Source organism: Vibrio pomeroyi, assembly GCA_041879425.1.
In the GTDB taxonomy this organism is placed as follows: domain Bacteria; phylum Pseudomonadota; class Gammaproteobacteria; order Enterobacterales; family Vibrionaceae; genus Vibrio; species Vibrio pomeroyi_A.
The window spans coordinates 189,784-202,300 of sequence record CP090855.1 but is presented as its reverse complement, the minus strand read 5'-3'; the positions used below and the strand labels follow the sequence as shown (position 1 = coordinate 202,300).

General features: G+C 44.4%; 11 protein-coding genes. 6 read left to right on the top strand and 5 right to left on the bottom strand.

Annotation, left to right across the window (positions count from 1 at the left end):
- Window position 1: 1 nt before the first annotated feature.
- Window positions 2–676, bottom strand: a complete 675-nt coding sequence (locus L0992_16880) for an ABC transporter ATP-binding protein (protein ID XGB69718.1) — start codon at window positions 674–676, stop codon at window positions 2–4.
- On the opposite strand from L0992_16880, the gene L0992_16875 reads away from it, so the two are divergent.
- From L0992_16875 to mrdA, 5 genes are all read left to right on the top strand, one after another.
- Window positions 675–1,298: an arylesterase gene (locus L0992_16875; GenBank protein ID XGB69717.1), complete on the top strand. Its 624-nt coding sequence runs from the start codon at window positions 675–677 to the stop codon at window positions 1,296–1,298. The two genes, L0992_16880 and L0992_16875, sit on opposite strands and share 2 nt — an antisense overlap.
- Window positions 1,299–1,379: 81 nt before the next feature.
- Complete coding sequence (locus L0992_16870; protein XGB69716.1) at window positions 1,380–2,579, top strand: trans-2-enoyl-CoA reductase family protein; 1,200 nt, start codon at window positions 1,380–1,382, stop codon at window positions 2,577–2,579.
- A 179-nt stretch (window positions 2,580–2,758) separates the two neighbouring features.
- Window positions 2,759–4,666 carry a GGDEF and EAL domain-containing protein gene (locus tag L0992_16865; GenBank protein ID XGB69715.1) on the top strand — a complete coding sequence of 636 codons (1,908 nt, stop codon included), beginning with the start codon at window positions 2,759–2,761 and terminating at the stop codon, window positions 4,664–4,666.
- A 120-nt stretch (window positions 4,667–4,786) separates the two neighbouring features.
- Window positions 4,787–6,442: an ABC-ATPase domain-containing protein gene (locus L0992_16860; GenBank protein XGB69714.1), complete on the top strand. Its 1,656-nt coding sequence runs from the start codon at window positions 4,787–4,789 to the stop codon at window positions 6,440–6,442.
- 306 nt (window positions 6,443–6,748) lie between these two features.
- Entirely contained in the window at window positions 6,749–8,647 is a 1,899-nt protein-coding gene (gene mrdA / locus L0992_16855; GenBank protein ID XGB69713.1) for a penicillin-binding protein 2, read from the top strand.
- Between the two features lie 122 nt (window positions 8,648–8,769).
- Here the strand turns inward: mrdA and L0992_16850 are convergent, their stop codons facing one another.
- Window positions 8,770–9,405 (bottom strand): DnaJ domain-containing protein, encoded by a 636-nt coding sequence (locus tag L0992_16850; protein XGB69712.1) that lies wholly within the window; start codon window positions 9,403–9,405, stop codon window positions 8,770–8,772.
- Between the two features lie 164 nt (window positions 9,406–9,569).
- The gene (locus tag L0992_16845; GenBank protein XGB69711.1) at window positions 9,570–10,409 is read right to left on the bottom strand and encodes an isopenicillin N synthase family oxygenase; all 840 of its coding nucleotides are present in this window, start codon (window positions 10,407–10,409) and stop codon (window positions 9,570–9,572) included.
- 199 nt (window positions 10,410–10,608) lie between these two features.
- Between L0992_16845 and L0992_16840 the strand changes: the two genes are divergently transcribed.
- Window positions 10,609–11,217, top strand: coding sequence for a DUF2238 domain-containing protein (locus L0992_16840; protein ID XGB69710.1), 609 nt, complete (start codon window positions 10,609–10,611; stop codon window positions 11,215–11,217).
- Window positions 11,218–11,305: 88 nt separating this feature from the next.
- On the opposite strand, the gene L0992_16835 is transcribed toward L0992_16840, so the two are convergent.
- Both L0992_16835 and L0992_16830 read right to left on the bottom strand, forming a co-directional pair.
- Window positions 11,306–11,557, bottom strand: a complete 252-nt coding sequence (locus L0992_16835) for a hypothetical protein (GenBank protein ID XGB69709.1) — start codon at window positions 11,555–11,557, stop codon at window positions 11,306–11,308.
- Window positions 11,558–11,578: 21 nt separating this feature from the next.
- A complete protein-coding gene (locus L0992_16830; protein ID XGB69708.1) occupies window positions 11,579–12,487 on the bottom strand; it encodes a DMT family transporter in 909 nt (302 codons plus the stop codon).
- Between the last annotated feature and the right edge of the window lie 30 nt (window positions 12,488–12,517).

The following is a 12,517-nucleotide window of genomic DNA, read 5'->3' as shown; positions in this document are numbered from 1 at the left end:
TTTAGACTTCCTCTATTTGACCGACATGCATCTTAAGCGTTCGTTGGCAGCGTTGCGCAAGCTTAGGATCGTGTGTGACCAATACTAGAGTTGTGCCGTGTGAAGAGTTCAATTCAAACAACAACTCCACAATTTTGGCTGCAGTTTGTTGGTCTAGGTTGCCTGTTGGTTCGTCTGCAAATAGGATTTTTGGCTTGATCATAAAGGCACGAGCTAGAGCGACCCTTTGTTGTTCACCACCTGATAGCTGAGACGGCAAGTGATCAAGTCTGTCTTTTAAACCAACCGATTCAAGCAGAGCAGTCGCTCGTTCAATGTCTTCGTCTTCGCCCTTCAATAGACAAGGAAGTGTGACGTTTTGTAGTGCAGACAGGCTTGGGATTAACAAGAAGCTTTGAAATACGAAACCAACGGATTCGCTACGGATTTTAGCCCTTGCTTCATCATCAAGTTGCGAAAGTGGTTGCCCTAATAAGCTAATCTCACCTTTGGTTGGTACGTCAAGCCCTGCTAATAGAGTCATTAGGGTTGATTTACCTGCACCAGACGTACCTACGATCGCGACCGTTTCGCCCTCACGAATATCGATATCAACGTGCTCTAGGATTGTTAAATGTTCTTGATTAGTAGACACTGTCTTGGAAACAGCTTCTGCTTTAATGATGGATGTATGCATGACTCGACTAATTTCCTTTTTATTCTTTATTTTATTTTCAACCGCTTCTTTAGCTCAAGGCTCTGCGTCAGCTCAAGATTCAAAGTTATTGGTACTTGGCGATAGTTTGAGTGCTGGTTACAACATGGATATCAAACAGAGCTGGCCAAGTTTGTTGCCAGACGCGCTAGCAAAACATGATAAAGCGGTTACCGTGGTTAACGGGAGTATCTCTGGTGACACAACGGGCAACGGTTTAGCTCGTTTGCCTCAACTACTTGAAGAACATGCTCCAGACACCGTTCTTATTGAACTAGGAGCGAATGATGGCCTTCGTGGCTTTCCGCCTAAACTAATGTCTGCGAACCTAGATCAAATCATTGAGCAGATAAAAGCCGCAGGCGCAAAACCGATTATGATGCAGATTAAAATTCCGCCAAATTACGGTAAGCGTTATAACCAACAGTTTGAGTACGTTTTCGCGGCTTTAGCTGATCAACAAAATGTGCCGCTTCTGCCTTTCTTTCTGGAACATATCATTCTTAAACCTGAGTGGATGATGAACGATGGCTTGCATCCTAAACCAGAAGCTCAACCTTGGATCGCTGAATTTGTCGCCGAAGAATTATATCAGTATCTTTAGGTTTTAATGGTCTAGCTCAATAAATTTTACACAGCTTTACGTTAGCCTGAGTGCATATCACCGTGAACTGTAAGGTTATTTATGCTGATCGAACCTGTTATCAAGGGTGTGGTAGCTAAAAGCGCTCACCCTATTGGCTGTCAAGAAGCCGTAAAGCAACAAATCAAGTTTGTTAAGAGTGCGCCGCAAATCAAAGATGGCCCTAAACGAGTACTGATCATCGGCGCTTCCTCTGGCTTCGGCCTTGCCGCTCGTATCGCCCTTACCTTTGGCGGTGCAAAAGCTGACACCATCGGCGTCTCATTCGAACGCGGTCCCAACGAAAAATCCCTCGGTAGTGCCGGTTGGTACAACAACATCTATTTCAAGAAAGAAGCCGAACGAGAGCAGCGCACTGCTATCAACATCGTTGGCGACGCATTTTCTAAAGAAACACGCTCCCAAGTTGTCGAAGCCATCGAAACCTACTTCGAAGGTGAAGTCGATCTGATCATCTACAGCTTAGCCGCAGGTGTGAGACCAAAACCAGACTCCGATGAATTTTGGCGCTCTGCTATCAAGCCGATTGGTGAAAGCGTTACTGGCGCGACGATTTCCCTTGAGCACGACAATTGGGTGACCAACACGCTCGACGCTGCAACAGAAGAAGAAGCTGAAAGCACACTCAAAGTGATGGGTGGTGAAGATTGGGAAAACTGGATAGATGAACTGATCAACGCGGAGTCTATTGCTCCGGGTTGTAAGACGATCGCGTTCTCCTACGTTGGTCCTGAAGTAACGCACCCTATCTACTTAGACGGTACTTTAGGTCGCGCTAAGATCGACCTTCATCAAACCAGTCATGCATTAAACCTTGAGCTAGCTAACTTCGACGGCAATGCTTACGCGACCGTGTGTAAGGCTTTGGTAACCAAAGCAAGTGTGTTCATCCCAGGGTTAAGCCCTTACTTGCTTGCTTTGTACAAAGTGATGAAAGAGAAAGAAACCCACGAAGGTTGTATCGAACAAATGCAGCGCTTGTTTAGCAGCAAGCTGTATGGACAAACCAAAGTTCCGCTTGATGGTGAACGCCTGATTCGTATGGACGATTGGGAGTTAGATCCTGAAACCCAAGCACATGTGACCGAACTGCTAGAGAAGATGGACGAAAACAACTTCCAAACTTTAGGTGATTACCAAGGGTTCAAAGACGAGTTCTTGCAGCTCAACGGGTTCGCGCAGCCATCAGTAGATTACAGTAAGAAACTGAATAGTGAAGACTTTATAAAATTAAAGCCCTAATCGAAATTTATCTCATTACTGAGACCCGTATTCACATTTGAAAACCTCTGCAAAATTGCCGAGGTTTTTTTGTGCAACATTTCTTATACTTACTTAACGTAAGATTCACAGTTTTCTTTGGTTCATCATAATTAACACAGGATGTGTTGATGCATTTAGCATAATTGACTCGGAGTCATATGAAGAAAATAAAAACTCTCGATTTAGATATCCCAGACGATATGGAGCACGGTTGGCAGAATATTGTCGACCTCTTAGCTCAAATTACTCAAGTGCCCGCAGCACTGATCATGCGTGTTCACGCTAATTACATTGAAGTTTTCTCAACCAGCCGCAGTGAGAACAACCCATACAACAAAGGCGATTCTGAAACGTTGGGGAATGGGCTGTACTGCGAAACAGTGATGGAGACCCAACAACAGCTTCTTGTGCCTAACGCGCTTGCCGATCCTAAGTGGGAAAACAACCCAGACATCAAACTCGGCTTAGTCTCCTATTGTGGTATTCCATTACTTTGGCCTAACGGTGAACTGTTTGGCACCATCTGTATCTTGGACTCGAAAGAGAACCACTACACCTCTACTTATATCAAACTGTTAGAGAGCTTTCGTACTTCGATTGAATCTCAGCTTAAAACCCTATTCCAGCACGCCAAACTAACCCAAATGAATCGCGACCTAAAAAACCGCGTTTACAATCGCACTAAAGATCTCGCGAGCCTTAATTACTCGTTGAATCAAGAAATTGATAAGCGAAAAGCGGCTGAACAGAAGATTAACTTCCAAAAGAATCATGACTTCGGCACGGGATTTTTAAACAGAAGTGCCTTTGAATCTCGCTTAAATCACAAGCTGATCGCACAACGAAGGCTAACTGAGGGTTCGTTCGCCGTTATTCATATTGGATTTACCAATGGCAGGAGAATTCAAGCACGTTACGGTTACAGCGCGTTAGACCAAGTGCTGGTAGAATATCGACAACGTATTGATAGCATTACTGACATCGAGGTATTAACGGCGCGCCCTACTTCTGTCGACCTTGTTTTGGCATTCAGTGTGAAGGATCTTCACCACCGCCTCGAAGAGCTCAGTCAAACGTTAGTGCAAGTTGGACATTCCGAGTTTGATATTGAAAGTGATAAAGTCCATTTGCACGCCTATATTGGGATTGCGATTACGGACAGTGAAGATGATGCAGAAAGCATTCTTCAAAAATCATCAGAAGCAATGCTTGCCTGTAAAGATTCTGGTCAAAAATACGCTTACTACTCTCAGTCTCATACTGAAGAACAAAGCCACATCAATAAGATTGAAGGCTATTTGCTACAAGCCGTTCGTAATGATGACTTGATGCTCTACTTCCAACCAAAAGTAAGCCCAGTGACTCATCGCTGGGTTGGCGCAGAAGCATTGCTCCGCTGGCGACATCCCGTGTTAGGCGATATCTCCAATGAAACCCTGATACATATGGCCGAACAAAACGGCTTGATTTTCGAAGTGGGCAGCTTTGTTCTACGCAATGCGATTGAAAAAGCTAAAGAGTGGTCTGAATACGTTGAAGACTTCAAAATGGCGGTCAACGTTTCTGCCGTGCAACTCAAAAACGCGCATTTTGCAGAGCAAGTAATTCACCTGTTAGAGACCTATCACCTCGAGCCCCGCTTCTTAGAGCTTGAAGTTACCGAAAGCGGTTTAATCGCCGATGAAGTTGTCGCCAAGAACACGTTGGAATCTTTGCATGATATAGGCGTTACATTGTCACTCGATGACTTCGGTACAGGCTACGCCTCTTTCAGTTACCTGAAGAAATTCCCATTCGATACGATTAAGATTGATAAGAGCTTTATTGATCAAATGCTCAACTCCGACGGAGACTCGGAAATTGTTCGATCGATTGTCCAAATCGCGAAAAAACTCGACCTCAATGTCACGATTGAAGGCATAGAATCAGAAGCTCAAGAGAAGTTTATTATCGATGAAGGCTGCGATGTTGGCCAAGGTTACCTCTACGGCAGACCAATGCCGAGCCAAGAATTCGAACACAGCTTAATCAATCAAAACTATTTGGGGACAACTCGTTACGCTTAAAGCGAAAAAGAGCAGTTAGTTTTGGATTTAGGCCTACTTTCTCTTTACTCTAAAGGTGGTGATTTTTATAATCGCCGCCTTTCTGTTTTTATCTTTCCCCTTATATAGGCATTCCTCGTTATGGATCAGTTGACTGCAAAGCTTAAAAAGCTCGAAAAACAAAACTACCGTGCATATCAACAAATTAAAGGTCAATACGACTTTGCTGATTTTGAATTACACATCGACCACATTCAAGGTGACCCGTACGCGTCAGCTTCTCGTTTTCGCGCAACACGCGCGTGGTCGTTAACTGGGTTAGATTGGCTGAAAGAAAAGTCTTACGAATACCAAGTTGCTGCACGTGACTTTATTGCGCGCAGCTTTTCTGAATTCGCTAAGCAAGAATCGACTGTTTCAATCGCTCTTACTGGTCAAACGGTTTTAGACAGCACATCGGTTGTGTTCACTGAGCACGGTATCGAACTTCGCTTCCGTATCAATCTACCTGCCGATGGCCGTAGCATTCTTGCTAAGAAAGCAATCAACATCATCACTTTCTACTTACCGAAGTTTATTCGTCGCGCAACGCTTGAACGTGAACTGAACATCGATGCGATGATCAAACATTGTGAAACGATTGAAGACCAAGAAGCGCTTCGTGCTCAATTAGACGAGCACAACCTAGCTTCATTCGTTGCTAATGGTAGCGTGCTACCGCGTATTGCAGGTAACTGTGACCTTCCAATGAAAGATGCAGTGCCTTTTGCTGCGCCAGAATCATTGAGCGTAACACTAAACACACCAAACCAAGGTGATGTGACTGGCTTAGGTATTCCTAAAGGCATCACACTAATCGTTGGTGGTGGTTTCCATGGTAAATCGACACTGTTGAACGCTGTTGAACGCTCTATCTACAACCATATCCCTGGTGATGGTCGTGAAGGTATTGTGACTGCGATCGATACAATGAAGATTCGCGCGGAAGATGGTCGATGTGTGCACAGCTTGAACCTGTCAAACTACATCAACCATTTACCGATGAAGAAAGATACGTCTGATTTCAGCACTCAAGATGCTTCGGGTTCAACCTCGCAAGCGGCTTGGTTACAAGAATCGATCGAAGCTGGTGTACAAACGCTCCTTATCGATGAAGATACGTCAGCGACTAACTTCATGATTCGTGATGAGCGTATGCAGGCACTTGTGTCTAAAGGCGACGAGCCAATCACACCGCTTGTCGACCGTATCGGCCAACTACGTGAAGAGATGGACATCTCAACCATCGTGGTTATGGGCGGTTCTGGTGATTACCTAGACGTAGCAAACACTGTGATTCAAATGCACGACTACCAAGCGGTAGACGTAACTGAAAAAGCAAAAGAAGTGATTGCTCAGCACCCTACTCAACGTACGAACGAATGTGAAACGGCATTAGAGATGTTTGTGCCACGTTCATTGAACCGCGCTTCACTGATGAACATTCTTATGGATGGCAAGTTCCGTGTTAGCGCGAAAGGCAAAGAATCACTACGCTTTGGTAAAGAGTTCGCTGACCTTTCTGCATTAGAGCAACTTGAGTCAACATCAGAGGTCAATGCGATCGGTTGGGCTTGGTTCCAGTTTGCACAAACTCCAGGCTGGTCAAACAATCCAGCGAAAGAGTTCAACACTATTTTCGAAAACGAATGGCACGCTAACATGCCAAAATATGGTGACCTAGCGAGACCAAGAACGTTGGATATCATGGCTGCCTTGAACCGTATGCGTAAATCTCAGTTCAAACCTTCGAACTAAGATTTAGCTAAACACAGTAATCCCTATCAACGGCTCTCATTTTTGAGGGCCGTTTTTTCTTCATTTATCTAGTAGCCCCATTTACCTTCTATCCCTTCTGAAATGCTTCTCTCATAAACCAATCCACAACTTGGTTTTCAAAACAGTGCAGTAGGTACGTTATTAATTATCACTCCTAGGCTAGCTACAACGCTACTTATCTTGGAAATACCAAGAATCATGACACAGCTTTTACAAAGCCATGGTGATATTCGGATAAAGTCCCGACTCTACAAATGTAACTAAATGTAAAAGCCTGAGGTTTTGATGAACCACCAACGCGTCAAAATGCGTGATCATAAAAGCGAAGTGAACCTGTTTCGAAACCGAGTAATCGTCGCGTTTGCAGGGATTCTAGTCTTCACCCTCGTTCTGATTGGAAACCTCTACAGGCTCCAAGTACAAGATTTCAAAAGTTACCAAACCCGTGCTGACGGAAACCGAATTAAGGTACTTCCCATCGCCCCTACGCGCGGTTTGATTTACGATCGCAATGGTGTGTTATTAGCCGAGAACCAACTCGTCTTCGATTTAACCATGATCCCTGAAAAGACCGATGATGTTGATGTTATGCTGAGCAAGCTCAATAAATTCATTCCTCTCAATGATGAACAAATCGAGCGATTCAAACAGCGTTATCACAATACCCGTCGTTTTAAGCCCGTCACGATATTAGAAGGTCTTAACGAAGAAGAGATCGCTAAGTTCTCTGTTCAACAATATCAATTCCCCGGCTTATCGATCGATACCAGCCTTAAGCGCTTCTACCCAAATGGTGAAATACTCACCCATGTCTTGGGGTATGTGGCACACATCAACGACAGCGATTTAAGAAAGCTTGATGAGCAAGGTAAAGAATCCAATTACCAAGCGACAACCGTGATCGGCAAGCTCGGCGTAGAGCGATACTACGAAGACCTACTACATGGCACTAAGGGTTATCAAGAAGTTGAAGTGAACAGCCGTGGACGGATTGTTAGAACGATTCAGTATGTTCCTCCAGTCGCAGGCAAAGACATTGTCCTTAACATCGACATCGAGCTACAAAAATACGTGTTCGACCAACTCGATAACCGAACTGGCAGTGCTGTTATCCTAGATCCTAAAGACAACAGCGTATTGGCAATGGCGTCTAGCCCTAGTTATGACCCAAATTTATTCGTGGATGGCATTTCGAGTAAAAACTATCGAACATTACTTAACGATCCTGCACACCCATTGGTGAATCGCACAACATTAGGTGTTTACCCACCTGCTTCGACCGTAAAACCTTTTATGGCGGTTGCTGGTTTACAAGAACATGTTATCTCGGAACACACAATTCGTGATGACCACGGTTCATGGCGTATCCCCGGTTCTAAACCTAACTCAAAAGCGTGGCGAGATTGGAAACGTTGGGGTCATGGCCCAGTTGATGTGACACAAGCAATTGAGGAGTCAGTGGATTCATTCTTCTACCAAACGGCCTTTGATTTGGGTATCGACCGCATTTCAACGTGGATGAACCGTTTCGGATTTGGTAAACCGACAGGTATCGACATCTATGAAGAAAGTACCGCCAACATGCCGACTCGTGATTGGAAGATGATGCGCTATCGTACGCCTTGGTATCAAGGTGATACCGTGCCGATTGGTATCGGACAAGGCTATTGGACTTCTACTCCACTGCAATTAGCCAAAGCCACTTCTGTGCTAGTGAATCACGGTAAGGTAATGCCTCCGCACATTCTAAGAGCGACGTTAGATCATGGTGAAGACTTTGATACGCAAACGCCTGTTGTCCCAAAACAGATGGCATCAATTGACGAAGTTCCTGATGAAATTTGGGATGTCCCTATTAATGCAATGAGGCTGGTAAACAATGGAAGCCGAGGCAGTGGTCGAAGAGCCTTCGAGGGCGCTGACTACGTTAGCGGTGGTAAATCAGGTACGGCACAAGTTTTCGACTTGGCAAAAGATCAGGTCTATAACTCGAAGAAGTTAGCCCGTCACCTACTCGACCACGCGCTTTATACCGCGTTTGCACCTTATGATAATCCTGAATACGTTGCGACAGTGGTTATCGAGCACGGTAACGGTGGTTCAAAAGTTGGCGCGCCATACATTCGTAAGGTACTTGATTACGCATTTGAGCATAAGAGCGGAGTGAGTAAAGACCACTCATAGGTCACGACTTATAGCTAGCAAAAAACATAAAGCCCCACTAATCGCATGTGGGGCTTTCTTTTGTCTTCTGTCTTCTGTCTTCTGGCATCTTAGTAAATCAAGTCGACCAAGCTTGAGTATTTTTAGCCACGCAATACATTCCACGCTTCGCATAGCGTTTGAAACTTAGCCGTGTTGCCTTCGTCTCTATCGGGGTGCCAACGTAACGCAAGGCGTCTCCATCGTTTTCGAATATCTTGTTGAGTCGCGTCCAGAGGTAACTCGAATAGATTGAGTGCATGGGTTCTGTCCATATCCGTTTCACTGCCACCGACAAACTTCTTGTAGCGCGTCCAAAACTCATTCAACAGCCGCTTTACTTCACCTTCATCAGCTTCATAGTTCAGCCAATTGATATAGTAATCACGCAGTGGGTCTTCCAGATCGATTGTATGAGTGCTGCCATGATAACGCCCGTTCATCAATTCAATGTCCATAGCTTGGACCTGAAGCCAGCTATCTGGGTATAAGGTCTCTTGTAGCTGATAGAGCGCATTCATGATTAAGAAGTTCTTTTTAAACAGTTCTTTCTCAGGCACGGGATCTAACACAGGAATCAAACCGAGTTCGTTGAGGTGCGCAGCCAAAGTATGCACCTTCCATCCACTCGGCTGCTGTTTGAACACTTCCATGATCGGCCAAAGCAACGGGTTTTCCATATGAGCCTGAAACTGAGGACTAATATCTTGGTGACTCGATGATTCGGTGTTGTCTAACATGATTACTTGAGTCCATTGGCATATGCATTTGTTGTATCTTATTAATTGAAAGCGATCTGGTGCTGTTTGTCGAGTTTCAAACTAAATAAATTTCAATCAGTTATGCTCTTATCAAACAAAAAGGCCAGCAATATGCTGGCCTTTAGAGAATGAAATCTGACTACTTAGATAACGCCAAGCTCTCTTAGACGTTCCATTAGGTATTCATTTGCTGTGTACTTTTTAGACAGAACCACTTCTGGTTTCGGGTGCAAGAACAGAGGTAAAGAAATACGAGATTTCTCTTGGCGAGCACCAGATGGATTGATTACACGGTGAGTCGTTGATGGGAAGTAACCACCAGACGCTTCTTGCAGCATGTCACCAATGTTGATGATCATGTTACCGAAATCACACGGCACGTCTAACCACTCATCATTCTGAGCTTTTACCTGAAGACCAGGCTCGTTTGCAGCAGGAAGAACCGTTAAAAGGTTGATGTCTTCGTGTGCAGCAGCACGGATTGCGCCCGGCTCTTCATCACCCTGCATTGGTGGGTAGTGAAGTACGCGAAGCAGAGTTTGCTCGCTGCCATTAATCATTTCAGAAAGTGCGATTGAGAACTTCTCTTGTACTTCTTGAGGCGCGTGTGCTTCAACCCAACCTAATAGCTCTTGAGCAAAAGCATTAGCGCGTTGGTAGTAATCTAGAATCTGTTCTTTCAGCTGTTCAGGAATCTGACCCCAAGGGTATACATGAAAGTACTCTTTAATATCTTTTACAGTGTGGCCCTTTGCAACTTCCGACACTGAAGGTGGAAAATATCCATCTTGTGTTTCAACATTAAAGTGGAAGTTCTCTTTCTCTTCAGAAATGAAGAATTGGTACCAGTTTTCGTAAATTGACTCAACAAGCTCTTTCGGGATTGGGTGATTTTTTAGTACGCCAAATCCAGTTTCACGTAGAGAGCGAACAAATTGTTCTGCTGCGTCGTCAGCAAGATAATCGACAGTTTCCAGTTTCATGACTTTCTTTCTTGTTATGTAGTGATAGAGGGATTTTATGGTTCGCTTTGTTGTAAATCAAACTTTTGTGAAACTCTCGCAACCGTTTGTCTAGATACTGGGCGATAACGCTACTTTTCAACAAATTTGGTGATAAAACCTCAATTGAACAGCGTTCATTATTGTGTAACTATGGATGAAACTTATATAGGATCTGATGATGACCATTACGCCACTTGCTCAAAATAGACCTCTACTTTCACTGACTGCAGTCTATCTTGTTATCTTTCTTTTTTCAGCGTTTGCCCCCTCTTCACGTGCCGTTTGGATTGCTGAGATCATTCCTGCGCTCGGTATTCTTGTCGGAATATGGTGGCTCTCTAGCAAACTTACTTTTTCAAAAACCGCTTACGTTTTGATGTTCATATGGTTAGTTCTTCATACAATTGGCGCTAAGTACACCTTCGCCGAAGTGCCCTTTGATTGGTTTAATAACCTGATTGGGTCAGAACGCAATAACTTTGACCGCGTGGCGCACTTTTCGATTGGTCTTTACGCTTACCCGCTCGCTGAGTATTTGATTCGTAAGAAATTGGCTCAACCTGTGTTGGCGTGTTTCTTTGCTCTGTTTGCCATCATGAGTGTTGCAGCAGGTTATGAGATTATTGAGTGGTGGTATGCGGAGATTGCAGGTGGCGACGAAGGTATCGCATTCTTGGGATCACAAGGTGATATTTGGGATGCTCAGAAAGACATGCTTTGCGATACAACAGGAGCGATAGTCTCGTTGTTACTTATCAAACTTCAAGGGCGAGTCAGAGCTCATTGATACTCGACTCTGATTCTTAATATCAAGATCAGTTCTTAACTTCAATAACAGCTCTTAAATGCCACACACAACCTGTGCTGTGGCATTTTTATTTCATCGTTACTTTGCCGCCAACAAACTTGTAGGCAGGTGTGCCTCTAACTAAGGTATCACGTGCGAACTCTGTGCCACATTCAGGGCAAATGCAGGGCTCTGTCGTGAAATCTTCAACAATACGTTCTTTAAAACACTTCACGAGTGCACCTTTACCTCCTTTCCGATACTTGAAAAGTTGTGTCTTACATTTCGCACAGAAGATCTGAACCGTCTTGGTCGGTTGTTTCTTGTTTGGTTTAGCCATAGCAGTTAATGATTTAACTCTTTATTTCTTAAGTTTAGGGGCGACAAGAACCAAGCTTATTCCCAGTAAAATGACGGTCGAAGAGATAACAAATTGCATTGTGACCGGCTCGGATAACAGCAATACACCACCAAGCGTCGCGATAACTGGAACTGAGAGTTGCGCGATAGATGCAACCACGGTATTGAGTTTCTTCACCACGTAATACCACAAGCTATAACCCACTCCAGAAGCTACCGCTCCCGACAATATTGCGTAAATCAGACCTTGCTCGGTGATGGATATTTGTGCCGTGACGCTGGGAATGAAGGCTAGAAGACTTAACAACGTAAGAATGACTAACGAACTAAAGCCAAAATTGGCCGTAGTCGATTGAAGTGCGTTCGTCGATTTCTTGCCTGCCAGCGTGTAAACGCCCCACCCAACTCCGGCTAATACCATCAATATGATGGAGATTAGATCTGGTGAGTTTGTTGTGCCCGTCGGCATGAGCAAATAAACAAGTCCCGCAACAGACAATAAACAGCCACCCCATTCAAGCGATGACATTCTGTTGCCAGCGAATAAGTGCGCGGCAATCATGGTGAACTGAACTGCAACAAACAGTACCAGAGCTCCAAGCCCTGCCCCTAATGTTAGGTAAGCAAACGAGAAGCCGAACATGTAAACCAATAGAGCCAATATCGCGGTTAAATCGAGCTCAGAGCGAATTTTGGTATACATAGAAGTGCTGTTTTCTACCTTGTCTTGTTTGCGTTTAGCGCTTGAAGATAAGGTCAATAAAATCAACAGCGTGAGTGCACCCGATAAGATGCGCACGATCGCAAAACTCAAAGGATCAATCGTTTGATCCATTAAAGCCCAACGACACAATACTGAATTGGCAGCAAATGCCACCAGCGTAATGAGTGTGATAATCACGGTTTGCATTGTGTTGTCCTAATCGAGTTATCTGTGGTT